General features: G+C 67.5%; 21 protein-coding genes, 1 tRNA gene and 1 riboswitch. Of the genes, 14 read left to right on the top strand and 8 right to left on the bottom strand.

What is annotated here, in order from left to right; all coding sequences use genetic code 11:
• Positions 1 to 63: 63 nt before the first annotated feature.
• Positions 64 to 194: riboswitch (TPP riboswitch) on the bottom strand.
• Between the two features lie 156 nt (positions 195 to 350).
• Positions 351 to 1,403: a lysylphosphatidylglycerol synthase transmembrane domain-containing protein gene (locus P73_RS03670; RefSeq protein WP_158401909.1), complete on the top strand. Its 1,053-nt coding sequence runs from the start codon at positions 351 to 353 to the stop codon at positions 1,401 to 1,403.
• The gene (locus P73_RS03665) at positions 1,400 to 3,646 is read left to right on the top strand and encodes a glycosyltransferase (protein ID WP_074743254.1); all 2,247 of its coding nucleotides are present in this window, start codon (positions 1,400 to 1,402) and stop codon (positions 3,644 to 3,646) included. Before P73_RS03670 ends, P73_RS03665 begins: the two co-directional genes overlap by 4 nt.
• On the opposite strand, the gene P73_RS03660 is transcribed toward P73_RS03665, so the two are convergent.
• Together P73_RS03660 and P73_RS03655 are read right to left on the bottom strand one after the other, a co-directional pair.
• Positions 3,636 to 4,286, bottom strand: coding sequence for a YjbF family lipoprotein (locus tag P73_RS03660; protein WP_074743252.1), 651 nt, complete (start codon positions 4,284 to 4,286; stop codon positions 3,636 to 3,638). The two genes, P73_RS03665 and P73_RS03660, sit on opposite strands and share 11 nt — an antisense overlap.
• Positions 4,283 to 6,397: a YjbH domain-containing protein gene (locus P73_RS03655; RefSeq protein WP_052453020.1), complete on the bottom strand. Its 2,115-nt coding sequence runs from the start codon at positions 6,395 to 6,397 to the stop codon at positions 4,283 to 4,285. The genes P73_RS03660 and P73_RS03655 overlap by 4 nt, the downstream gene beginning before the upstream one ends.
• 681 nt (positions 6,398 to 7,078) lie before the next feature.
• Between P73_RS03655 and rfbC the strand changes: the two genes are divergently transcribed.
• The 6 genes from rfbC to P73_RS24250 are packed head-to-tail and all read left to right on the top strand — an operon-like array spanning position 7,079 to position 12,659.
• Positions 7,079 to 7,636: a dTDP-4-dehydrorhamnose 3,5-epimerase gene (rfbC, locus tag P73_RS03650; RefSeq protein WP_043868505.1), complete on the top strand. Its 558-nt coding sequence runs from the start codon at positions 7,079 to 7,081 to the stop codon at positions 7,634 to 7,636.
• 3 nt (positions 7,637 to 7,639) lie between these two features.
• On the top strand, positions 7,640 to 8,689 hold the full coding sequence (gene rfbB, locus P73_RS03645) for a dTDP-glucose 4,6-dehydratase (protein ID WP_043868504.1): 1,050 nt from the start codon (positions 7,640 to 7,642) through the stop codon (positions 8,687 to 8,689).
• On the top strand, positions 8,686 to 9,537 hold the full coding sequence (gene rfbD / locus P73_RS03640; protein ID WP_043868503.1) for a dTDP-4-dehydrorhamnose reductase: 852 nt from the start codon (positions 8,686 to 8,688) through the stop codon (positions 9,535 to 9,537). Before rfbB ends, rfbD begins: the two co-directional genes overlap by 4 nt.
• Positions 9,534 to 10,418 (top strand): glucose-1-phosphate thymidylyltransferase RfbA, encoded by an 885-nt coding sequence (gene rfbA / locus P73_RS03635; protein WP_043868502.1) that lies wholly within the window; start codon positions 9,534 to 9,536, stop codon positions 10,416 to 10,418. The genes rfbD and rfbA overlap by 4 nt, the downstream gene beginning before the upstream one ends.
• Positions 10,375 to 11,559 carry an acyltransferase family protein gene (locus P73_RS03630; RefSeq protein ID WP_082033110.1) on the top strand — a complete coding sequence of 395 codons (1,185 nt, stop codon included), beginning with the start codon at positions 10,375 to 10,377 and terminating at the stop codon, positions 11,557 to 11,559. Before rfbA ends, P73_RS03630 begins: the two co-directional genes overlap by 44 nt.
• Positions 11,556 to 12,659 carry a glycosyltransferase family 4 protein gene (locus P73_RS24250; protein WP_052453019.1) on the top strand — a complete coding sequence of 368 codons (1,104 nt, stop codon included), beginning with the start codon at positions 11,556 to 11,558 and terminating at the stop codon, positions 12,657 to 12,659. The genes P73_RS03630 and P73_RS24250 overlap by 4 nt, the downstream gene beginning before the upstream one ends.
• Here P73_RS24250 and P73_RS03620 read toward each other — a convergent pair whose 3' ends face one another.
• The gene (locus tag P73_RS03620) at positions 12,660 to 13,571 is read right to left on the bottom strand and encodes a glycosyltransferase family 2 protein (RefSeq protein ID WP_043868500.1); all 912 of its coding nucleotides are present in this window, start codon (positions 13,569 to 13,571) and stop codon (positions 12,660 to 12,662) included.
• Positions 13,572 to 13,846: 275 nt separating this feature from the next.
• On the opposite strand from P73_RS03620, the gene P73_RS03615 reads away from it, so the two are divergent.
• From P73_RS03615 to P73_RS03600, 4 genes are all read left to right on the top strand, one after another.
• The gene (locus P73_RS03615; RefSeq protein WP_052453018.1) at positions 13,847 to 14,548 is read left to right on the top strand and encodes an acyltransferase; all 702 of its coding nucleotides are present in this window, start codon (positions 13,847 to 13,849) and stop codon (positions 14,546 to 14,548) included.
• A complete protein-coding gene (locus P73_RS03610; protein WP_043868499.1) occupies positions 14,545 to 15,672 on the top strand; it encodes a glycosyltransferase family 4 protein in 1,128 nt (375 codons plus the stop codon). The genes P73_RS03615 and P73_RS03610 overlap by 4 nt, the downstream gene beginning before the upstream one ends.
• A 104-nt stretch (positions 15,673 to 15,776) precedes the next feature.
• Positions 15,777 to 16,046, top strand: a complete 270-nt coding sequence (locus tag P73_RS03605; protein ID WP_043868498.1) for a spike base protein, RCAP_Rcc01079 family — start codon at positions 15,777 to 15,779, stop codon at positions 16,044 to 16,046.
• A complete protein-coding gene (locus tag P73_RS03600; protein ID WP_043868497.1) occupies positions 16,046 to 16,984 on the top strand; it encodes a phage head spike fiber domain-containing protein in 939 nt (312 codons plus the stop codon). The genes P73_RS03605 and P73_RS03600 overlap by 1 nt, the downstream gene beginning before the upstream one ends.
• A 69-nt stretch (positions 16,985 to 17,053) precedes the next feature.
• Here P73_RS03600 and P73_RS03595 read toward each other — a convergent pair whose 3' ends face one another.
• From P73_RS03595 to P73_RS03585, 3 genes are read right to left on the bottom strand one after another with little or no spacing between them, the layout of a single operon-like run.
• Entirely contained in the window at positions 17,054 to 17,983 is a 930-nt protein-coding gene (locus tag P73_RS03595) for a hypothetical protein (protein WP_043868496.1), read from the bottom strand.
• Positions 17,980 to 19,275 (bottom strand): hypothetical protein, encoded by a 1,296-nt coding sequence (locus tag P73_RS03590; RefSeq protein ID WP_043868495.1) that lies wholly within the window; start codon positions 19,273 to 19,275, stop codon positions 17,980 to 17,982. Before P73_RS03590 ends, P73_RS03595 begins: the two co-directional genes overlap by 4 nt.
• A gap of 37 nt (positions 19,276 to 19,312) precedes the next feature.
• Complete coding sequence (locus P73_RS03585) at positions 19,313 to 20,605, bottom strand: oligosaccharide flippase family protein (protein WP_245629268.1); 1,293 nt, start codon at positions 20,603 to 20,605, stop codon at positions 19,313 to 19,315.
• Positions 20,606 to 20,864: 259 nt separating this feature from the next.
• Between P73_RS03585 and P73_RS03580 the strand changes: the two genes are divergently transcribed.
• Positions 20,865 to 21,704, top strand: coding sequence for a sulfotransferase family protein (locus P73_RS03580; RefSeq protein WP_139267153.1), 840 nt, complete (start codon positions 20,865 to 20,867; stop codon positions 21,702 to 21,704).
• 73 nt (positions 21,705 to 21,777) lie between these two features.
• Positions 21,778 to 22,911, top strand: coding sequence for a glycosyltransferase (locus P73_RS03575; RefSeq protein ID WP_043868492.1), 1,134 nt, complete (start codon positions 21,778 to 21,780; stop codon positions 22,909 to 22,911).
• Positions 22,912 to 22,938: 27 nt separating this feature from the next.
• On the opposite strand, the gene P73_RS03570 is transcribed toward P73_RS03575, so the two are convergent.
• Together P73_RS03570 and P73_RS03565 are read right to left on the bottom strand one after the other, a co-directional pair.
• Positions 22,939 to 23,814 (bottom strand): polysaccharide pyruvyl transferase family protein, encoded by an 876-nt coding sequence (locus tag P73_RS03570; RefSeq protein ID WP_052453017.1) that lies wholly within the window; start codon positions 23,812 to 23,814, stop codon positions 22,939 to 22,941.
• A gap of 468 nt (positions 23,815 to 24,282) precedes the next feature.
• A tRNA-Arg gene (locus tag P73_RS03565) sits at positions 24,283 to 24,359 on the bottom strand.
• Between the last annotated feature and the right edge of the window lie 26 nt (positions 24,360 to 24,385).

The following is a 24,385-nucleotide window of genomic DNA, read 5'->3' as shown; positions in this document are numbered from 1 at the left end:
AGCGACATGCGCAAAGGGCCAAGAGCGGCCCGAAAGGACCGCCCTCATCTGACAGAGGTCTGCGGAAATGCCCTTCGGTCTTCCTACGCCAGCATCAACTGGGTCAGGTTCTAAGGGTCGCATCACCTCCACCGGATCTCCCCGGCGGATATCAGCCTCTCAGTCCCTTCGGCGGGACTCCCCTGACGTGTTGCAATCATCCCGGCGGGCAGCCCCGCTGTCAACCACGAAAAGATCTCCTTTCCCCGCTCGCATTTCGCGCCACCGCTGCTATCTTCGCGCACGGCGGGACGCTGCGTCGCTTTTCACCGACGAACCTTATGTGCAGCCGGAAGATCGAGGAGATACGCTTGCCGCAGGACAGGAACAGGGCGCAGGGGCTGAGGAACGGGGCGCTGTGGCTTCTTTCGGCGGTCGGCTTCATCGCGTTTTCGATCTTCGGCCTCTCGCTGGCCTCCCGCTTCTTCGGCGGAGAGATACCCGCGCTCGACCCGCGCCTCTTCGAACTCTCCTCCCTCGCGTGGATCGGCCTGTTCCTGCTGATCTATTTCCTCGCGGACGGGCTGCGCCTCTACTACGTCCTGCTGTCGCTCGGCGCGCAGGTGAGGTTCCGGGAAGTCTTCCCGCTGGTCTTCGTCAACATCCTGTTCTCGAACGTCACGCCGCTGGCCACCGGCGGCGGGTTCGCCCAGGTATGGTACCTGCAACGGCGGGGCGTGGCGGTGGGCACCTCCGCGGCCGCGACGCTGATCCGCACCATCCTCGCGATGCTCGTGATCTTCACCGCCGCGCCGCTGTTTCAGCTCCTTCGCCCCTCCCGCGCGGGCGCGGGGCTGGTCGATATGGTGATCCAGTCGCTGTCCGCCTTCATCGCGCTCTACCTGATCGGCTTTCTCATCGTGCTCCTGCGCCCGCAGTGGCTCGGGAGTGTCATCGACGGACTCGTCGGGCTGCTCGCCCGCGTCCGGCTTCTCAACCTGCGGCGGCGGGTGCGCTGGGGCCGGGCCATCCGGCGCGAGGTCACCGAATTCTCCGAGGGTTTCGGCCGCTTCCGGCGCGGGCCGCTGCGGTATTCGCTCGGCTCCGCCGTCTTCACGGTGATCTTCCTGCTGACGCTCTTCGCCTTTCCCGCCCTGCTCATGAGCCTGCTCGGATACGAGGTGGACTGGATACGGGTGATCGGAACGCTGTCGATCGTGACATTCCTCATGTATTTCGCCCCGACGCCGGGCGGCGCGGGTTTTTCCGAACTGGCCTTCGCCGCCCTCATGTCGGGGCAGATCGACAGCCCGCACCTCCTGCTCGTGATCCTTGCCTGGCGGTTCCTCACGATCTATCTCGGCATGGCGCTCGGCCTCGTCGTGTCGATCTTCGCCCTGCGACAGCCAAAGGCCGCAACATGAAGCGCCGTCACCTCCTGTCCCTGATCTTCTACGCCAACCTCGCCATCGTGCTCTCGATCCTGAGCTACCGGGTCTATCTCTACGCGACCGCCCCCGAGGCGAGCGCCCTCCTCGTGCACCAGATCGACCGGATCGAAGCCGCGGACCGCAACGCGCCGGACGGCATCAGCTTTGCCGTCGTCGGCGAGGCGAACAATTCGATCGGCGTGTTCGAGAAACAGATCATCCCGCGGATCAATGCCTCCGACGCCGCCTTCGTCGTCTCCGCCGGCAATCTGGTGAGCGGCGGCGGCGAGGACAAGTACCGCGCCCTGCTCGGCACCCTGTCGCGGCTCGACCGGCCCTATCTTCTGACCTTCGCCAACAACGAATACGACGAATTCGGAAGCGGCCGCTTCTACCAGCGCTTCGGGCCGCATTTCTACTCGGTGACGCTCAGCAACCTGCGCCTCATCTTCCTCGACGGCACCGGCCGGACCCCGACGGACTGGCAGGAGCGCTGGCTCGCCGACCTGCTCGAGGACGACAGCACACGGCCGGTGATCGTCTTTCTCGGCCATGCGCTGATCGAGCCGGAACCCGAAACCATCTTCGGCACCGACCGCGGCGCCTGGTCGGCGCCGGAGGACCGCGACCGGCTCCTCGGCCTGCTGCGCGCGCTGGAGGTGGACATGGTGATTTCCGCGGGGGCGGCGACCTATTCCGATCAGACCGTGGACGGCCTCCGCCATATCCTCACCGGCGGCGCGGGCGGTTTCGTGCTCAACGACGAGACCAGCTTCTATCACTACCTGACTCTCACCGTCTCTCCACAGGGCGAAATCTCCGTCGCGCTCGAGCGGATCGACACGGCGCCGACCCGTCTCGCCCGGCGCATCGAGGGGCTTTGGTTCTTCATCTATTCGCTGTTCTATGTCGGGATCTGGAATTTCCTGCTGATCTTCTCCGGCTTCGTCATCATCGGCGTGCTGCTGTTCAACCGCCTGTTCCGCGAGCGCGAATATTATCCGAACACGCGGATGGGCGGGCCCGTCGATCTCGGGCGGCCGATGCGGATCGCGATGTTCACCAATTCCTACCTGCCCTTCCTCGGCGGGGTGCCCGTCTCCGTCTCCCGGCTCAAGGCGGGGCTCGAGAGCCAGGGGCACGAGGTGCTGATCATCTGCCCGAGCTACGGCAGGGAAAGCCCGGAGCCGGGCGTCTTCCGCCTGCCGGCCCTGTTCCGATCGGGGACGCTGGTGCGGATCGCCAACCCGTTCCGCATCGCCATGTGGCGCGCGGTGCGGGAATTCGATCCCGACGTGATCCATCTCCACCACCCGTTCTGGCTCGGCTCGCTCGGCCTGCGGATCGCCCAGCGGCTCGACGTGCCCACGGTCTTCACCTATCACACGCGGCTCGAGAAATACGCCCATGTCGTCCCCCTGCCCGGCGCGCTGTTCCGCAACGTGGTCGCGCACGGGATCATCAGCCGTTTCGCCAACCGCTGCGATCAGGTGATCGTCCCGACGCCGGTGGCCCGCGACTACATCCGCCTCATCGGCGTGACCTCGCCCGTCACGGTGCAGCCGACCGGCGTGGAGGTCGAGCGCTACCGCGACGTGGACCGCGCAAAGGTCGACCGGCTGCGCGAAACGCTGAACCCGGACGGACGGCTGCTGCTCATCTCCGTCTCCCGGCTGTCGAAGGAGAAGAACATCGACTTTCTCATCGACGCGATCACCGACCTGAAGCGGCGGGGCGCGCCGCCCTTCCGCCTCCTGCTCCTCGGCGAGGGAGAGGAGCGCGGACATCTCGAGGACACGATCGGCAGGCGGGGCCTCGGGAACGAGGTGACCCTCGTCGGCGCGGCCCCGGCGGAGGACGTGCCTGCCTATCTCGCGCTCGCGGACATCTTCGTCTTCGCCTCCGTCTCGGAGACGCAGGGAATGGTCGTGCTCGAGGCGATGGCGGCGGGTCTGCCGGTGGTCGCGGTGCAGTCGAGCCCGATCGAGGCCTTCGTGGAGAACCACGAGACCGGCCTCGTCACCCCCGAGGACGTCTGTGTCTGGACGGATGCGCTCCATGCGCTGATGGTTAACCGGTCGGACCGTCACGCGATGGGAGCCGCCGCGCGCGATGCGGCGCAGCAATATTCGGTGGAGAGCTTCTCCGCCGATGTCCACAGGATCTACGAGGCGGCCCTGCGGGGCCGGATGCCGACGGAGGCGGCGGCGGGCGAGCCCAGGGACCTCACGGTATGAGCCGCAGCGCCAGCGTGCCGACCCCCTCGCTGATCCACTGGCGGGACTGCACGATGCGCCCCGTGCCCCGTTCGACCCAGAAGAGGTTGCGGAACGCGGTCTCGCCGTTGCGGCAGTCCTCGTGAAAGAAGGTCGTCGACGCGGTATAGCGGCCGAGATCGACCGGGGCGGCCCCTTGTGGCGTGACGCGGCAGCGGAAGGACAGGGTCACGGCGTGATCCTCCCCGTCGAGCAGGGTCGCGAAGCGCTCGGTCACGCCGCCGCGCCCGGCGCGCAGGGCCGCGCGCGTCGCGGTCGCCTCTCCGGCGAGCATGTCGCCGCCGAGCCCGCGGGTGGCGATGACCATCCCCTCCCTCATCCCGAGGGAAAGCCCGTCGCCGGAGATCCAGCTCTCCTCGCCCTTCGCGTTCACGCTCTGGCGCAGGAAGGTGGCATAGGCCTCGCCGCGCTCCTCGATGGAGACGATATAGGCGGGCGCGCCGCTTTCCGCGAGCGCGATGAAGGCCGGGCCGGGCACCACCGGCTCCGGGCCGAGGAGCAGGCGCCGTGCGATGCGGACGCTGTCGTCATTGGTGGAGGAGCACCCGCCGAGGGCGAGCAGGAGGGCGCAGAGCGGTGCGAGGATGCGGGGTCTCGTCATCTCCAGAACCGCCCCCACCGGTCTTCGAGTTCGTTTGCGTGGCCGTCGCGGGTCAGCTCATAAAGCCGGTTCGGCATCTCGATCCGGGCGCCGCCGTCGCGCTGGACCGGGCGGATGGTCGTACCGAAGCCCGCCTGGCTCGGCGTGCCGGAAATCCAGTCGATCGGCACGGAGAAGCGGATGCCCTTGTCGAAGGAGCCTTCCCCGAATTCGTCGGAGGAGACATCGGTGAGCGTGAAGAAGGCGCCGAGCCGGAAACCGTTGTCGAATTCGCGGTCGAGCGAGAAGGTCGCGCCGTAATCGCCCGCGAGATAGCGCCCGACGTCGATCTGGCCGAGATAGCCCCTGCCGAAATCATAATAGGCGGAGGCATGGCCTGTGACGATGTCGTAATCCCGGAAGCCGAACATCTGGTCGAAGTCGCGTTGCCGGGCATAGGTCACTTCGGCGCCCAGCGCGAGCGGACTGTCCACCGGCTTCCAGAGCAGTTCGCCCGACACGCCGCCGAACATCGTCTCGAAATACCCCGCGCTGACCCGGCCATAGAGGTCGGGGCCGGGGCGGAAGACGTAATCGGCCAGGAACTGCTTGATCTGGAAGTCAGACTCCTGGGCATAGGACACGGCATCGCTGCGGACATGCGGCAGGACGGAATTCGACCGGCGCCTGCTCTCGTCGAGATTGCCGGCCACCGGCTGCCGCACGATCCCGGTCAGCATGAGCCCCCGCACGGGTTCGAAGAAGGCCCCGGCCTGGATCCCGACATCCGCCCGGATCGGATCGTCCGGGTCGAAGAGCGCGGGGTCGAGATAGGGGCTGAGCGACCAGTTGAACCTTGGATAGACACCCGCGACACCGGCCGCCCGCGTGGGGGCGGCATCCGCGATCTCCGCCCGCGCGAAGCTGCGCCAGCTCCCCTCGAGATCGTATTCGAGCGCCTCGAGATCGGCGCGCCGCAGGGAGACGCGCGAGACCGGCATGCCGCGGGCGGCGAGTTCGATGTCGAAGCGTTCGACATCCGCGGGAAGGCTGTTGGCGAGCACGCGCGCGGTGCGCCCGAGCGCCTGCGTCTCCGCGCTGTAACGGGTGTTGGCGACGCGCACCGCGGCAATGTCGCCCCGGCGCGAATATCCTTCCAGCGTCACGCCCTGCTCCGCAAGCGCCGTGGCGAGCGAACCGTCCTCCTGCCGCACGGAGGCCTCGTCCCAGGACAGGGCGGCGGCGCTCCGCCGCGGCAGGAGCACGGGCGGCGCCTCCTCGATCCCGCCGGGAACGCGGGCTTCACGCGGATCCACCGGCACGCTGAGGAGGATGCCGAGTTCGGACCCGTGCAGCGCATAGGCCGACACCCCGCCGCCGCCGCGGAACCCGTAGGTCAGCGCGACGTTGATCGGGGTGTTGTGCTCGAACCCCGCGTTGGCGACCTCCCTCTCATAGGCGTCGGAGGAATATTCCGCCTTGAAGGTCAGGCGCGGTGTCAGCTGGTAGGCGATCCCGCCGAACAGCGCCGCGTCGCCCCGGAACCACTGGTCCGTCTCGAGCTGTCCGACATCGGAGATCGCGTCGGGCCCGCCGCCGCGCGTCTTGAACCTGTCGGAAAGAATCCCGAGCGGATTGTCGAAACCGCCATGGCTGGCGAGCCGGCCCCAGCCGATCCCCGCGGTGACGGCGAGCCGGTCGTCGAGGAAATGCTTCGTGCCGGCGACGAATTCGCTACCGAAGACGCCCGTGCCGCCGAAATCGCGCAGCCCGACGACGACGGAGGGGCGCAGCATCGTCTCCTCGGCCAGCAGATAGCCCAGATCGAAGCTGCGGTCGTAGCGGGTCGGCTGGGTCACGTCGAGGTCGTCGATGATCGAATAGCGGAACGATCCGAAGAGCCGGGGCGTGATCTGGAAACTCATCGTGTAGCGCTGCGAGCCGTCATGGAAGGCGGTGGAGATCTGGAGCGTCCCGTCCTCGAACACCTCGCCGCTCGGCATGTCGATCAGACCGGGCGTGCCGAAGGTCGAGACCGGAAAACTCAGCCGGACATCCTGGGCGAGGGCGGGCGGGGCCAGCCCCAGCGCGGTGAGGACGCAAACTCCGAGAAGGGCGTGGGGTGCGGACACGGGCTCGATCCTCAGTTTTGCGTGAACCATACGTGAACCGCCGCGTGATCCGAAACGGATTTTACTGCGGTGCGGCGACGCCGGCGGAAAACCGGGCGGGCGCGCGCCTTCTCCGCTCCGCCGACGGTGACGAAAACCGCATGGCAGCCTCGGCAGGATCGCGCCGAAACGCGGGCGCGGCGGCGCGGGGACGCGCGCAACCGGCGCGAAAACCGGGATTTCATGCAAGTTTTCAATCCGCTTCGCCCTCACGCCCGCCACCCGGCCCTTGGCAAGACAGGCCGCGCGGGTATTACTACCTAAAGATGAAACATAATTCAACGAATCAGCCCAAGGAAGAGGTTCGCCGGTTTGCCCCGCCCCTTCGCACCTGGTCCGGAGCCGTCTCGCGCGGCTCACGCAACCGCCCGGAAAGCGGCGCCGGATGCCCGCTTCGCACGCAACGGGCCATCCCCGGCAGGATCCACGCAAAGAAGGTTTGCCCGCGCACCCCGCCCTCTGCCAGATATGTTCCATGCACCGTTTCCCAATGACCCCTCCCGACACGCCGCAACGCGGCATCCGCGCCCCTCTTGCCCCGGCGACCCGGCGCCGGGCACCGCGCCCCGTCCTGCCCGGTCATTCCCCCGCCACAGCCGCCCGCACCGCTGTGGCGCGGATCAGCCTTACGGAGGTTCAGCCATGATCACCGCCACCGCCCTGCCCGGCGTCTGCATCATCACGCCGCCGCGGTTCGGCGATCATCGCGGCTTCTTCTCCGAGAGCTGGAACAAGGCGAAGCTCGCCGCAGAGGGGCTCGACCTGCCGGAATTCGTGCAGGACAACCATTCGCTGTCGCATGAGACGGGGACGGTGCGGGGCCTGCATTTCCAGAGCCCGCCGCATGCGCAGGGCAAGCTCGTGCGCTGCGGGCGCGGGCGGATCTTCGACGTGGCGGTGGATGCGCGGGCCGGCAGCCCGACCTACGGCAACTGGGTGGGGGAGGAGCTGTCCTTCGAGAACGGACGCCAGCTCTGGATCCCGGCGGGCTTCCTGCACGGGTTCATGACCCTAGAGCCCGACAGCGAGATCATCTACAAATGCACCGACCACTACGCCCCGGACTGCGACGGTGCGGTGAGATGGAACAGCTGCGGCATCGACTGGCCGCTTGCAGGCATCGCCCCGGTCATCTCTCCGAAAGACGAATCAGCGCAAAGTTTCGCGGAGTTCGACACGCCCTTCACATATGAGGAATGAGCGATGAAGTTACTTGTCACGGGAGGCGCGGGGTTCATCGGGTCGGCGGTCGTGCGTCTGGCCGTCGCCCGCGGGCACCGGGTGGTGAACGTCGATGCGCTGACCTATGCGGCCTGTCCCGACACTCTCGCGGCGGTGGCCGACAGCCCGCTCTACGCCTTCGAACATGTCGACATCCGCGACCGCCCGGCGCTCGACGCGGTCTTTGCCAGGCACCGCCCCGACGCGGTCATGCACCTGGCCGCCGAGAGCCATGTCGACCGCTCCATCGACGGGCCGGCGGATTTCATCGGCACCAACATCACCGGCACGTTCAACATGCTCGAGGCCGCGCGCGCCTGGTGGATCCGCGCCGGCCGACCGGAGGCGTTCCGCTTCCACCACATCTCGACCGACGAGGTGTTCGGCTCGCTCCCGCCCGATCCGGCGGTGCGGTTCACGGAGGACACGCCCTACGATCCGCGCTCGCCCTATTCGGCGTCGAAGGCCTCCTCCGACCACCTGGTGCGGGCCTGGCACGAGACCTACGGCCTGCCCGTCCTGCTCACCAACTGCTCGAACAACTACGGCCCGTTCCACTTCCCCGAAAAGCTCGTGCCGGTCATCATCCTCAACGCGCTCGCCGGAAAGCCGCTGCCGGTCTATGGCGACGGCTCGAACGTCCGCGACTGGCTCTATGTCGAGGATCACGCCGACGCGCTGCTGCTCGTCGTGGCGGAGGGCCGGGTCGGGCGCAGCTACAATATCGGCGGCGAGAACGAGCGCAGCAACCTCGAGCTGGTGAAGACGCTCTGCGCCATCCTCGACCGCAAGCGCCCGAAGGCCCAGGGCTCCTACGCCGAGCAGATCACCTTCGTCACCGACCGTCCCGGCCATGACGCCCGCTATGCCATCGACCCCTCGCGGATCCGCGAAGAGTTGGGCTGGCGTCCCTCGGTCACGGTCGACGAGGGGCTCGAGAAGACGGTCGAGTGGTATCTCGCCAACGAGGCATGGTGGCGCGCGGTGCAGGACCGGCAGGGCGTCGGGGAGCGGCTGGGGGTGTCGGCATGATCCTCGTCTTCGGCAGGACCGGACAGGTGGCGCGGGAACTGCGCGCGCGCCTGCCCGAGGCGCGGTTCCTCGGACGCGACGAGGCGGATCTGGCCGATCCGGCGGGCTGCGCGGCGCGGATCGCGGAACTCGCGCCCGAGGCGGTGATCAACGCCGCCGCCTATACGGCGGTGGACCGGGCGGAAAGCGAGGAGGATCTGGCGCGCCTCGTCAACGGCGCGGCCCCCGCGGCGATGGCGCGGGCCTGCGCGGCGCGCGGCATTCCCCTCGTCCATCTCTCGACCGACTACGTGTTCGACGGCGCGGGGGAGACGCCTTTCGCCCCCGACCACCCGACCGCGCCGCTCGGCGCCTATGGACGCACGAAGCTCGCCGGGGAAGAGGGCGTGCGCGCCGCGAACGGCCCCCATGCGATCCTGCGCACCTCCTGGGTGTTCTCCGCCCATGGCGGGAATTTCGTCAAGACGATGCTGCGCCTCGGCGCCGGGCGCGAGCGCCTCACCGTCGTCGCGGACCAGGTCGGCGGCCCGACCTCCGCCGCGGCCATCGCGGAGGCCTGCATCGCCATCCTGCGCGCCGTACAGGACACACCGGCGCGCAGCGGCACCTATCACCTGTCCGGCGCGCCGGACGTGAGCTGGGCGGAGTTCGCGCGCGAGATCTTCGCCCGGTCGGGCCTCCCCTGCGCGGTGGAGGACATCCCCGCCTCCGCCTATCCCACCCCGGCGCGGCGGCCGGCCAACTCCCGCCTCGACTGCGCGGCCACGACCGCCGCCTTCGGCCTTTCCCGACCCGACTGGCGGCGCGACCTCGACGACGTTCTGCACGAGCTGGAGGCTCTCCCATGACGCAGCGCAAAGGCATCATCCTCGCCGGCGGATCCGGCACACGGCTCTACCCGCTGACCATGGCCGTCTCGAAACAGCTCATGCCGGTCTATGACAAGCCGATGATCTACTACCCGCTGTCGGTGCTGATGCTGACCGGGATCCGCGACATCGCGGTGATCACCACGCCGCAGGACCAGGCGCAGTTCCGGCGGCTCCTGGGCGACGGCAGCCAGTGGGGCCTGTCGCTGAGCTACATCCCCCAGGCCTCCCCCGACGGGCTCGCCCAGGCCTATATCCTCGCGGAGGATTTCCTCGCCGGCGCGCCCTCGGCGATGGTGCTGGGGGACAACATCTTCTTCGGGCACGGGCTTCCCGACATGCTGCTGGCGGCGGATGCGAAGACAGGCGGCGGAACCGTCTTCGGCTATCACGTCGCCGATCCCGAACGCTACGGCGTGGTCGATTTCGACGGCGACGGGACCGTGCGCCAGATCATCGAGAAGCCCGAGGTGCCGCCCTCGAACTACGCGGTGACCGGGCTCTATTTCCTCGACGGCGAGGCCCCCGCCCGCGCGCGCCGCGTCGAACCCTCCGCCCGCGGCGAGCTCGAGATCGTCACGCTCCTGGAAAGCTACCTGCACGACTGCACCCTCTCGGTCGAACGGATGGGGCGCGGCTATGCCTGGCTCGACACCGGCACCCATGCCTCGCTGCTCGACGCCGGGAATTTCGTGCGCACCCTCTCCATGCGGCAGGGCATGCAATCCGGCTGCCCCGAGGAAATCGCCCACAACCAGGGCTGGATATCGGACGATATGCTCGCAAAACACGCCGAAACCTTCAGAAAAACCGAATATGGAAGGTATCTTGGCGCCCTGCTCGGGCCGGAGCGCCGGTGAGATGATCGCGGCGCAGACCGCCTCCGGACCGCAGCCGGGCATGGCCGCGACGGGCTGGAGGCTCAGACCCGAGACCAACGACCTGCTCACCCTCGATTTCCTGCGCTTCGCCGCAAGCCTCGGCATCGTCTATTACCACCTCAACGAATTCTTCTTTGCCCCCGAACGCCGACAGGCGATCATCGCGGCGCAGGGCTTCGGGATGTTCGTGGACCTGTTCTTCATCATCTCGGGATACGTGCTGGCCCATGTCTACATCGGCCGGCTGAGGACGGCGGGCGATTACGGCAAGTTCCTCTGGCGGCGCGTGGCCCGGCTCTATCCGCTTCATCTCGTCGTCCTGGGGATCAACATCGCGATCTGGTGGGGGCTGCTGCAAAGGGCGGGTTCGGAGAACGCGCCCTCCTTCGATCCGCTCTGCATCCTCCACACGGCGCTGCTGGTCCAGGAATATCTCGACTGCGGCTCGCCCTACTCCTTCAACGGGGTGACCTGGTCGATCAGCATCGAGATGGGGCTCTATGTCCTGTTCCCGCTCTTCATGCTGCTCGCGCTGCGGGGCGCGCGCTGGATCGGGGCCTTCAGCGCGGTGACACTGGCGGTCGCGGTCCTGCTGCTGCGCGATCACGACGGCTGGGGCCATCTGCCGCCGATCCTGCGGGGTCTGACCGGTTTCTCCTTCGGCATCTTCCTGTTCCGCATCCGCGGCCGGCTGCCAGACCTGCGGGACAGGGGCGTGGTGAGCCTCGTCCTCCTGCTCGCGCTTTTCCCGCTGCTGCTGCTGCCCGCCCCGGACTGGCTGCGCATGGCCACGATCCTCGCCCTCGCGACGAGCGCCGTGGCGAGCGACCTGCACCGCAACCTCAATCCGGTGGTCCTGCGCCTCGCGCCGCTCGGACAGCTCACCTACGCGATCTACATCTGGCACAGGGCCGTCATCCTCGTGCTGATGAACGCGATCGCCGACAAGATGCTGGGCGGCGCCCCCCTCGCGCTGGCGGCGATGGCGGTCATGTCCGTCGCCACGATCTTCGCCCTCAGCTACCTTGGCTATTTCCTGATCGAAACGCCCGCACGGCGCGTGCTGACGCGGATCACCCGCCGCCGCGACACGAAACGGAACAAGGAATTTTCAACATGACCCTCCCGCATCTCCGCATCTGGTTCGTCGGCCAGTGTCCGCCGCCGATGAGCGGGCAGACGGTGTTCAACGCGCGGATGCGCCGCTGTCTGGAGAGCGCGGGAGAGGTCGTCGAGCTGCCGCTCGGCGGAACTGCCGGGGCAAAGCTGTGGCGCGCGCTGGTGACCCCGGTGCGCCTGATTTTCGGCCTGCGCCGGGGCGACATCGTCTACACCTCGCCGCCCGGACAGGCGGGGATCTGGCTCTTCCTGCTCACCGTGCTGGCGCTGCGGCTCCGGGGCGTGCGGTTCTACGTTCACCATCACAGCTATCGCGCCATCGCGCTCGGGCCGCTGCCGCCGGTGCGGATGCTCGGGCGGATCGCGGGCGGGCTCGCGACGCATGTCCTGCTGTGCGAGCGGATGCGCGACGCCTATGAGGCGCTCTATCGTACCAGCCCGCGGGAGCGGTTCCTCTGCCTGCCGAACGCGGCCTTCTTCTCCGGCACGGGGACCGCGCCGCCGGCGCCGCGCGAGGGGCCGGTGACGGTCGGGCACATGAGCGTGATGACGCGGGAAAAAGGCGTGCCCTACCTGCTGGACCTGTGGCGCAGGGTGGCGGACAGGGCACCGGGGGCGCGGCTCGTCCTGGCCGGGCCGGTGCACGATCCGGCGCTCAGGGCAGAGGTGGAAACAGCCGTGCGCGAGGGCGGCGGGCGCGTCGCCTGGCTGGGGCCGGTCTCCGGGCGGGAGAAGCGGGCCTTTCTCGAGACGGTCGATCTTTTCGTGCTGCCGACACAGCTCGTCGACGAGGCCGATCCACTCGTCCTGCTCGAAGCCTACAGCGCCGGGGCGGCGGTGCTCGCGCCCGACAGGGGCTGTATCCGTTCGCGGCTGGTTTCCCCTGACTGGCTCATGTCCATGGACGCCGCGCAGGACGTCGAACTGCTGGCGACCAGAATTGCGGAGACGGGCCGCGCACGGGCGGAACTGCCCGGCAGGCTCGTCGCCCATGCGCAGGATCTGCGCACGCAGGCGGAAGACCGCGCGCTCGCCTTCCTCGCGGAATTCGGCCTCAGCGCAGACGACGCGCGGGCGGCGCTCGCGCGGGTGCGCGCGTGATCAGACGTTCTTGAAGAAGCCGCGGTGCATCGCGAGACGGCGCGACAGGTTCGGGCCGAGCCGGTCGTGCATCAGCCCGAGCTTGTAACCCGCATATTTCGACGCCGCGGTCACCACCGCACGCGGAAGATAGCGCCAGTCCCCCCGCCGCGCCAGAAAGCCCAGCTGGTCGAGCGTGACCCGCACGCCCTCCGCCTCCGGCCGGCCGAACTCCTCGAGGATCCAGGTCGCCTGACGGTGGAAGACGCCGATATCGAAATAGCGGCGGAATTCCTGCTGCACCGTGTAATTGTGCGAATGACGCACCGTGGCCTCGGCCGCATAGGCGACTTTCCAGCCCGCCTTCAGGATCTTCGCAGCGACGAACATGTCCTCGGAGAGGATCACGTTGGTGGGGAACCCGCCGACCGCCTCGAAGGCCGTGCGCCGGTAGGCCGCGAAGGAATTCGACAGGAAACACTTGCGGATACCGGAGGGATAGCTGCTGTCCATGTCGGTCACATAGGTCGACGTGCCATAGCTGTTGAAACGGGCATGGGCCGCGAGCGGATTGGCGTCGCGGTGCGGAAGCTGCCGGCCAAAGGCCGCGCCCACCTCGGGATCCCGGAAAGGCTCGACGAGGCGGGAGATCGAATCCGGGCTGTCGAGGATCGCGTCCTGGGTCAGAAAGACGACGATGTCGTCCTCGACCATGCCGACCGCCCTGGAGCGGGTGCCGCCGTGGTTGAACGTACCGGCGGGAACGTCGTGAACCTCGAAGCCGTGCGCAAGCGACAGCGCACGCGAGTCATCGGTCGACCCGCTCTCCATCACCAACCTCCGGTTGAGGGTATGGCGCTGCATCTCTATCGCCTCGAGGCAGTCCCGGTAGATGTCGCCGCCGTTGTAGACGGGAATGATCAGGGCAACCATTTCGCTGTCCTCCGGTAGGGAAAAGACGAATTCTTTGTTAACTTTTCGTTAACTTATAAGGACATACCGAACCCTTCCGATCGCGTGAGTCCCTCCGATTTGGTGCATCCATGCGCCGGCATGTCAAGCACGAAGCCTCGCGTCGGCGCATTCATGCTGCAAGTGCACGGTTTTCCGCTACTCGCGCTTAAATTGTTTTCCATCCTCCCTCCGAGGCTTGTCGAACGGTGCAAAACCGGCCATGATTCCGGGACAGACCTCAGCCGGAAGACCGCGTGCTCGCATTCTTGATCAAATCGCTGACAGGGCGGGATTATTCCCTCAGGTCTTCCGACCTGGGCTATCTCGCCGGAAAGGCGCTGGGACCCGGCCTTCGCGGGCTGTGGCGCTACGGCCTGTGGCGCGGGCGGCTGGTCTTCATCGGCCGCGGCGTGGTGATGATCTCGCGAGGCAGGCTCGACCTCGGCCGCGGCGCCTCGATCGGTCATTTCTCCTATATCGACGCCTCCTCCCGCGAAGGGGTCCGGATCGCCGCCGGGGCGACCCTGCGCGAATATTGCTGGATCCAGTGCCGCAGCGGGCTCAACGCCATCGGCGAGGGGCTGGAGATCGGCGAGCGCGCCTATGTCGGCCCGTTCAGCTCGATCGGGGTCGGCGGCAAGGTGGTGATCGGCGCGGGCACGCAGATCGGCGCCGGGCTGCGCCTGTCGGCGGAGGCCCACGAACTCGGCTCCGACCACACCTTCACCGACGGCACGGTCCGGCGGGCGGGCATCGAGATCGGCAGGAATGTCTGGATGGGCAACAGCGTCACGATCCTCGACGGCGTGACCATCGGCGACGGCGCGGTGATCGGCGCGGGCGCCGTCGTGACAAGATCCATCGGCGCCGGCATGGTCGCCTTCGGCGCGCCCGCCCGCGAGGTCCGGCCCGTCGCCCCGGTCTCTCCCCTCCCCGACAAGGAGATGTCCGCGTGACCGGCGTCCTGTTCGACTGCCGCCCGGTGCGCCCGCCGATCAGCGGGGTTGCGCGCTATTGCCTCGGCCTGTCCGAAGCCCTGGCGCGCACCACCGGCTATGAGATGGCCGCCTTCGTGCAGGAGGAGGGCGGCACGAACGCCTTCGTCGACCTGATCTCACCCGAGGTGCGGAAAGTCCCCGCCAGGCTCCTTGCCGACAGGCGCCTCGCCCAGAATCTCCTGCTGGAATTCCTGCCCCCCGCGGCGGGGCTGATGTTCGAGCGGGGCTATGACATCCTCCACGAGACCTATTTCGCGAATCTGGGACATGCGCGGCACGCGGCAAAGATCGCGACGATCCATGACGTCATCCCGCTCGACCGGCCGGAGCTGTTCTCGCGGCGCAACGCCGTCTTCGCCCGGCGCAATTTCCACCGGCAGGTGCGCGAAGCCGATCATATCATCTCCGTCTCGGCCTATACGAAACAGCGCATCCTCGATTTCCATCCCGAGGCGGCGGGCAGGATCACGGTGATCGGCAACGGTGTCGACCGCAGGATCGTCGATGGCCCCGCCGTCGCGCCGCTCGCCGCCGGCGACCTGCTGGCGGAGCGGCCCTTCGTGAGCTTCGTCGGCAACGTCGAGCCGCGCAAGAACCTCCTGACCATGGCGCAGGGATTCGACCTGGCCTTTCCGGCCGGAAGCGACTGGCGGCTCGTGATCGCCGGGCGCAGGAATTTCGACGCCGACCGGATTCTGAGGGAGATCGGGGAGATCCTCGGGGAGCGGTTCCTCTATCTCGGTCCGGTGGAGGAGGCGCGCAAATGGCAGGTTCTGGCCCATGCACAGGCGACGGTCATGTCTTCGGAATACGAAGGCTTCGGCATCCCGATTTTCGAAAGCTATGCCGTGGAAACGCCGGTGATGATTGCCGACAACAGTTCCATGAGCGAGTTGGCCGTGGCGCCCGAACAGCTCTTCGGGACGTTTTCGCCCGAGCGGCTCGCCGAGGGTCTGCGCGAGATCGCGGAAGGCGCCCGATGGGTCGCGCCCGCCGTCGCGACGGGAAAGCGGCTGGTCGCGCAATATACCTGGGATGCGATCGCGCGGGACACGGCCGCGGTCTATGCGGCACTGCGCTGAGGGCGCCGAAGGTTAACGGATCGTGACCGGCGGGCGCGGCCTGTTTGCGGGATATTGAGGTTTTTCCTTCAGGATCAGAGGGACACGGCAACAAGGAGCCCGCCATGCCCTCTGACAAGTTCATGCACCAGGCCGCCGGCCTGACCGCCCCCGCGCGCAACGCCTTTCCCGTCACGGCAAGCGACACTGCGGACCTGCCCCATGTGACGCGCGGCCTCTATCTCGGCGGGGGCGGCAGCGTGACCCTGCTGCTCGCCGGCGACGACAGTCCCGTGACCTTCGGGAACATGGCCGCGGGGGTCGTGCACCCCCTGCGGGTAAAGCGTGTGCTGGCGAGCGGCCTTACGGCCAGCGGTCTCGTGGGGATCTTCTGATGGAGATCGGTCTGTCGCTCGCCCTTGCGGCCCCGCGCGCATGTCCCGCCTCTCCGCCGGCGCTGGATCTGGATTTCATCGCCCGGTCCTTTCGCCGCGGCGGGACCGAGGTGCCGCTTGCAACCGTGATGAGCTTCGCGCGCGCCTCCCCGGCCTCCTATGTCGACGCTGCGGGCGTGGCCCGGATCGCCCCCGCGGACACGCCGCGCGTCGACCACGAGCTTTCGGGAAGGCCGCGCGGCCTGCTCCTAGAGGCGGCCGCCGCCAACAGGGTCTATCCCTCCGACCTCGGGAGCGGATGGAACGTGAGCGGGGGCACGAGCCTGCCCGCGCCGGACGGCAGCGCCGCGCGCCTTCTGACGGTAAACGCGGGGGCGGGCGACTGCTACCTGTCGCGCAGCGTCTCCCTGACCCTGGGGCAGCCCCATACCGTCAGCCTCTGTTGCCGCCGCGACCAGACCCGCTATGCAATGCTCTATGGCTTCGGCAACGGGCCGGCGGGGGTGGGTTTCGACCTGTGGGCCGGCACGGCGCGGGTGAACGCCAACTGGACCGGCGCGGAGATCGAGATCCTGAGCCCGCAGGTCGCGCGGATCGCGGGCACGCTCAGCCCGGCGTCCAACGGCCTTCTCGCCCTCGGACCGGCGACGAGCGACACCGGAGAGAAGGCGTTTTCCGGCGGCGAGGCCCTGACGGTCTGGAATGCGCAGGTCGAGACGGGGCTATGCGCGACCAGCCCGATCCCCACCTCCACGGCGGAGGCGGAGCGGACGGCGGACCGGGCCGGGCTGATCGGCATCTCGGGCCTCCACGACGTCGAGATCGCCCATGACGACGGCACGAAGACGGTCCTGCCCGCACAGGAGATCGCGGAGGGATGGTGGTCCGCCGCCCTCCCCCGTCCGCACATCGCGCGGCTCACCCTGCACAGGGTCTAGAGCCTGTCGCGCACATCCTGCAAGGCGCCTCACGACAGTCCCGGCGCCAGAATTTTCAAGGGAGATCCCTCAATGAAAGATATTGTCCGGCCGACCGAAGAAGCGTTGGGAAAACAGAAGGTTCGGCGCCTCGAACCGGGCCCGGATCGCCGCCGCCTCGGGAAACTCCAGCCTGCCGATACGCGCAAGGCCGGAAAGGACGGCGGCCCGCATGAGCCCGTCGCGCAGCCGGTTGCGCCCGCCGCCGGGCCAGAACTGCGGCAGCGTCGCGTTCAGGCCGCGCGCGATCAGCACACCGGCCGCCCCGAGCGAGCGGTTGGATTCGGTGACGACGAAGGTCAGATCGGAGAGATCGTCGAGTTTCAGCGCCTCCGCCGCGAAATCCCTGCGCACGTCGCCGCCGTGCAGCGCATCGCGGCGGTAGAGCCGCGGACGGAAGGAATCGTGCCCGAAAGCGGCGGACCACATCTCCGCGAGGGCGCAATAGTCATAATAGGGGTTTCCCGGCATCGCCTCCTCACAGAAGCGCGCGAGCGAGGCGGACCCTCCGCCGCCCTCCACCCAGGTGGAGTAATTGCTCTTCACGAGGCTCGCCTGTTCGCGGAAATAGCCGAAGACCTCGATCCCGGTGAAATGCGGGGCGAGAAATTCCCGGAGGGCGGCGACCTCCTCCGGGCTGCGCAGACGCGAATGCAGGTGTTCGGAGGAGACGAGGCACAGATCGTGCGAGGCACGCGCGGCCTCCACCTCGGACAGGAATCGCTCGAGGATCGGGGAAAAATGCGCCTTCTGCGCCTCAAGGGAGGGGATCCGCAGGCGCCGGCTGAGATCGTCGAGCCGGCCCTGGAAACACGCCGGCAGGGCGCGGTTGTTGCCGCGGCCGAGCGCCTTGCTCACCATCACCCCCTTGCGCGACAGCGCCGCCCGGTTGAGGACGAGGAAGTCCTGGATCGAGGTGCTGCCGGTCTTTTCCGTGCCGATATGGAGAAGGCATTTCATGGCTCGGACCTTTCGGGAGCCTGCGATTGTCGCCATTGATTGATCCGCTGGCCGTGGAAATAACCGGCGATGATCCAGAGCGTCGAACTGACCTTCGAGGCGACGGCCGCGTCGATGAAGATGCAGCTGAGCGCCATGGTGAGGAAACCGAGGCGGTAGGGCAGCGGCGAATCCCGGCCCAGCAGGCTGAAGCCGAAGAAGATGAGCGCGGTGAGCAGGCCGATGAGCCCCCCCTCCCCGAGGAAGCGCACGTAATGGCCGTCGACGGCGAGCCCCCATGCCCCCGGCCCCCAGCCGAGAAGCAGATGCTGCGCATCCGCGGTGAGCGACTTGAGGATGAGCGCCCATTTGTAGGCCCGGACCTGGAAACTCGCATCGCCGGCGGTGAAATCGACATTCCGGCGCAGGCCCTGGGCGACCAGGGCGCGGAAATCCTCGAGCGAGCGGATCTGCGGCACGTTGTCGATCCGGCCGACGAGATCGGAGGCCATGCTCGAAAGCGACTGGGTCTGGCTGAAACGCGACTCCGAGACGGATTGCGGATCGAAGGCCAGGACGAGCAGGACCACGGGCACGAGCAGCAGGAGAAGGAAGGTGTTGCGCGCGGGACGGGAGATCTGCCAGACCACGATGGCCGCGGCGATGGTGATCCGCGACTGCGTGGCCAGGAGCACGCCGATCATTCCGATCTTCTGCCATCTCTTCGGTGCGAGGATGAGCACGAGCACGGCGAGGATCGCCGTCTCGTAGGGGCCGGAGGTGTTGAGGGTGATGCGCTCGTCCACGACCGCGAAGCGTCCGATCTTCGGCACGAGGCCCGAGGCTTCGCCCAGCCACCAGACAAGGAGGACGGAGGCGATGATGCCGAAGGCGCGGCGGAACCGGGCTTCGGAGATGCGGGGGGCGAATTCCGCGGCGATGAGGAACCACAGGAAATACTGCACCTGCCGCCCGGTAAAGACGAGGCCGGTCAGTCCCATCTCGCCCAGGTTCACGATCGCGGAGAGAAACGAGGCGGCCATGAAGGCGAAGAAGGCCCAGACATAGCTCGGAAAGGGATGCGCCCGGCGGCGGTAGCGCCAGAACACCACGGGAAGGGCGGCGAAGAGGATGAAATCCTCGGTCCGCAAGCCCGAGTCGCCGAAGGAGACGATGTTGACCTTCGGCGCGAGGATGAAGGCGATCGCAAAATAGAACAGGAGCCGCGTGCGGTGGATCCCGCGGACGGCGGGGCCCTTTCGCGGGCTCCGGTCCGCGCCCGCATATGCCTCGGTCATGGAGATGTCACTCATGGGCGGGGCGCCTTTGCTCCTGGGGTCCGATCATAGGTCAAACCACCGTCGGCCGGAAATGCAAAGTCCGCACGCAGAGCAGCGCGAGCACGCATCGGCCGACGACCGTGCCGAAGGCGACGGCGAACGCCGCCCCCGTCGCTCCGAACGCAGGGGCGAGCGCGAGGGCCAGCGCGAAGACGATCACGAGCGTCAGCGCCTGTCCGCGGAAGGCCGCCTTTTCATGTCCGGCCATCGACAGGAGCATCGCCACCGGCCCCACCGCGACATTGCCGAGATGGCCGAAGGCGAGGATCTGGAGCGGGAGGGTGGCGGTCGCGACGTAATCGGGACCGAAGGTCAGTGCGAGAATCGGCGCGGCGAAGAGGATGAGCGGGATGCCGGCGAGGGCGGAGACGAGAAAGGTGATGCGGGCGAAGCGGCGGGTGCGCGCCTTCAGCGCGTCGATCTCGCCGGATCTGAACATCTGCGCGGCCTGCGGCGCGAGGATCATGTTGTTGATGAAAAGCGGAAAGCTCAGGAGCTGTGCGCCGCTCGTGGCCACCCGCAGCGCGGCCGTGGATCCCTCCATCCCGTAGGCACCGAGCACGAGGATGCCGATCTCGGCATTGAACGTGTTGGTGAAAGCGATGAGGGCGAAGGGCAGGACCGCCGCGCGCCAGGCCCGGTCCTCGTAGCGCGGCGCGGCGCGGGCGAGTTCGGGCGGCGCGAGGCGGCGCAGGATCCAGAGGCTTCCCGCGAGCGCGACGAGCGTCGCCGCGATCTGCGCGGCAAGCGCTTCCCCGAGGGTGAATTCCGGCAGCAGGACAATGCCCCCGAGCACGAAGAGCAGGCCGAGACCGGGGCGCAGCGCGAGCTGGCCGACCTGCGAGGCGAAGGGGTGATGGAGCCCCTGCAACAGCCCCGCCTGGATCGCCAGGAGAGAGACGGGAGGGAACAGCAGCATCGCCCCCAGGAGCGTCGCGCTGTCGCGCGCGTCCCCGTCCAGGATCGTGAGCGCATAGACGAGCCCGGCGAGCCAGATGGCCCCGGTGCAGAACACCGCGGCCTGTCGCGCGCGCCGCTGCACCCCGGCCATGAGCGCGAAATCTTTGGCCTGCGCCGCCTGCGCCGTCTCCCGCAGCACGAGCGCGTTGATGCCCGGCCCCGCCGGCAGCGCGAGCACGGTGGCGAGCGAGACCGCGAAGGCGTAGCGCCCGTAATCCGCCGGCCCGAGCGCCCGCGCGAGCACGATCGACAGCAGGATCGTCAGCGGCAGCGTGGCGACCTTGAGCGCACCGATGCCGAGCGCCGATTTCACATGCCGGGATCTGGGCGGGCCGGAGGACACGAGGGTCAAGGTCTCACACTCTTTGTGGCGCGTGGGATGCACGCGCAGGACAGGGTGCGCCCCGTCCTCTGCCGCAGGGGCGGGAGGAAAAGGCGGGAGGAACATTGTGCAGCCGCAGAAAATGCGCAACTTGCGGTTGCATCTAAACAAGCTTCCTCTGACAATGCACGAGGAAACTCATACCGTGGGCGCGATTGCACCCGTTTTCCGCCATGCGGCATCCGCATGGTTCCTTTCGGAGACAAATTTCGGAATCAAGATGGCCGTGACCACGATCTCCCCGGACATTCTGCGCCAAGAGGCCACCGGCCTGCGCGTGCCCCCGCCCCACGACCTCCTGCGCAACGACGGGGCGAGGGGGCGCTTCCTGCCCGAGGCGCTTTTCATCCGGGCCCGGCTGGTCTACCGGCGACGCGCCTATGCCTCGGGGCGGAAGACCTCGCCCTTCGCGCTCTACCGCAGGGAGGACATCGTCTTCGTCCACGTGCCGAAGAATGCGGGCACCTTCATCAACAGCATCGTCTATCCCGGCCTTCCGGCCGAACGCTCGACCGAGATCAACGCCCATCACTCCGCGCAATATCTCGCGCGGCTCGACCGCAGGGCATTCGAGGCCTTGCCGAAATTCGCGATCCTGCGCCATCCGGCGGCGCGGCTGAAATCGGCCTTCAACTACCTGAAGTTCAAGACGCCGTTCGAGACCGACAGGGCCTTCGCCGCGCGGGCGCTGGCGCCTTTCGCCGATTTCGAGGCCTTCTGCCGCACGATCACGCCGGAGGGGTTCGCGGCGCTGCTGGACTGGCCGCATTTCCAGCCGCAGGTGAGTTTCCTCTGCGATCCGGCGGGGCGGCTGATGGTCGACGCGCTCACCACCTTCGAGGGGATGGAGACCGGCCTCGCCCGGCTGGGCGCGGCCTTTGGAAAGCGCTGGCCGGCCATCGAGGTCAGGACGGACACGGAGCGGCCATCGCAGCCGGCGATGGACTTTGTCACGCGCTGGTACGCGGGCGACTTGCGTCTGTGGGAAATTGTGCGGGCGGCGCCCGAAGACTTCTGCCAAGTCGCCGCCGCACCCTCCGTGACACGGCGGGCCGGCTGACGCGGCCGGGAAAAATCTGGTTGCGACGGACTGCAAGGGCCTTCACAACAGCAGTTCAATCAGGGCCTTTGACATGAAGATCTGCATCGCCACCGGCGGCTATCACAAACCCGGCGAAACCTTCGTCAACCGACATATCTCCGAGCTGTTCGGCGGCAATACCTGCGTGATCTGCAACAAGTTCTCCGGGACCAACCCCTATGACAAGAGCGTCGCGGTGCGCCGGAACGACAGTGGCGTGAGATCCGCCCTCAGCCTGGGGGCGCTGCGCGACAAGCTGCGCTACAAGACGCTCCGCGCCCCCCGCGGCGAGGCGAAACAGCGCCTGATCCGCTTTCTGGCCGAGGAGAAGCCCGATGCCATCCTCGCCGAATTCGGCCCGGAGGCGGTGGCGCTTTCCCCGCTCGCCCATGAGCTCGGCCTGCCGATCTTCAGCTATTTCCGCGGCTATGATGCCTCCAAGGACCTGCGCAAGGCGTCGAATGTCCGGGCCTATCGCCGCTGGATTCCCGAACTCGCGGGGGTGTTCGCCGTCTCGCAATTCCTGCTCGACAACCTCGCGCGCCACGGCATTTCCAATCCGCGAAGCCTCGTGATCCCCAGCGGGGTCAATACCGCGCTTTTCCGCCCCGCGGAGAAACGCCCGTCGAGCTTCCTGTTCGTCGGGCGGCTGATCGAGAAGAAATCGCCCGATCACATGATCCGCGCCTTCTGCGACACGGCCGAACGGGTCCCCGAGGCCCATCTGACGGTGATCGGCGAGGGGCCGCTGTCCGAAACCTGCGCGCGGATCGCCCAGGAGCGCGGCATGGCCGGGCGCATCACCCTGACGGGGCCCCTGCCCCATGAGGAGGTCCGCGCCCATATGGCCCGGACCGCGGTTCTCATCCAGCATTCGGTGACCGCCGCGAACGGCAATACCGAGGGCCTGCCGACCTCGATCCAGGAAGCGCTGGCCGCGGGCATGGCAGTCGTCTCGACACGGCACGCGGGCATTCCCGAGGCGGTGATCGAGGGCCAGAACGGGCTGCTCGTCGAGGAGCGGGATTTCGCGGGCTTCGGCGCGGCGATCACGGCCCTCGCGGAGGATCCTGAACGGGTGGCGCGCTTCGGCGCCCGCGGTCGCGCACTGGCGGAGGAGAGGTTCGACAACCGGATGCTCCTCGCGAAGCTCGAGACACAGATTTGCGCTTGGAGTGCGGCGTGACATCTCCGCGGGGCGGCCGTCCGGGGGCTATCCGGCCAGCCGGTCCAACAGCGACCGGCGCAGGTCGTCGCGCGCAAAGGGACAGCTTTCGATGAGCTTTTCCTGAAGCGGCCCCGCCTGCGGAAGCCAGCCGCCGTCCATCATGCGCTCGAAGAACAGCGCCTCCGGCGGCCCCTCCGGCACGGCCAGCATGGGCAGGTCGGCGGTTGCGGAAAAAGCCTCGGCATAGTCCGCGAATTTCACGCCATCGCCCTTGATCCGCTCGGAGAACACGAGGCGCATCGCCGGCACCCCATAGGCATGCGCGACTATGATGCCATGCAGGGAACTGGAGGCGATCCGCCGGCAGGAGGCGATCTCCCGTGCCACCTCGACCGGAGAGGCGCGCACATTTATGAGCTTCACGTCGCTCCGCCCGGCAAAGAGAGTGCGGGCAATGTCGAAATCGACGAAATGCGGCACGATCCCCAGTTCGCAGGTCTTTTGCCCGTCCACCGGAAACAGCAGCGGCAGGAGCAGGGCCGGATCGCCATAGGTTTCGGGGCAGTCATAGCCCAGTTCCAGCATGCGCGCGCGCGTGCGCGGTCCCCGCACGGCATGTGTGTGTCGCGGTCGTTCGAAACGCGTATCGGCGCTGATGATCCCGCTGCCCCAGACATCGACCCGGTCCGGCACGGTGATCCAGTGCAATATGCTTCCGACGGTGAAGGTGACGTAACCTCTCACGAGCCGTCTGGGCATACAAAAGATCGCTTGCCGTCCGCTCATCTCCTCGAACAGGAGCGGCCCCGCCCAATCGCCGAAATTCATCTCGTCCCGGCAGGACCAGTAAAGGTTCCGGGAGGCCTGGAAACCGAATTTCTGCCGGATCCGGCAGGCGCGAGAGGGATAGGCAATGGGCATTCTCTGGACATCCTGAACTGACCGGTCGCCCCAAGCACTAGCGGGTCTGCCCGGCAGGGGTCAAAGCCTATCGTCCCCGCGTATGTCCGTCGGGCCGGAACCGCAAGGCCCGCAGGACCTGCCATGCGTCGTGGGTCACGGTTGATCGTGGGGGAAGCCGTTTCGGGAGGGAGATCCTGAAGAACCTTCGATCCGCGCCTCGCGCACCGCAGTCAGGAGGCGATGCACAGGGATGTTGTGGTTGAACTCCATCCCGTCGTCAGGTTCGAACTCGGGGCAGCGGCGGAGATTTCTCCGCTCGGATCGCGAGGCGGACTGGCCAGATCCTCGAAGAGGTCGAGCGCTGCACGCGGAAAACCAATCGAAAAAGGATGACAGCGGGGGACAGATAAGGAACAGCGTAGAAAATGCCGCGCAACGTGTAGAAAACGGCAGTTTTCTATTTAAAATCAATATACTTTGGAGAAGTGGCGCGCTGGGGAGGATTCGAACCCCCGACCCCTTGATTCGTAGTCAAGTACTCTATCCAACTGAGCTACCAGCGCGCGGGGTAGGGGCGATTTACCGAGAG

This window comes from Celeribacter indicus (assembly GCF_000819565.1).
GTDB lineage: Bacteria > Pseudomonadota > Alphaproteobacteria > Rhodobacterales > Rhodobacteraceae > Celeribacter > Celeribacter indicus.
Note: the sequence above shows the minus strand (reverse complement) of the source record. Positions and strands in the feature narration are given on the sequence as shown.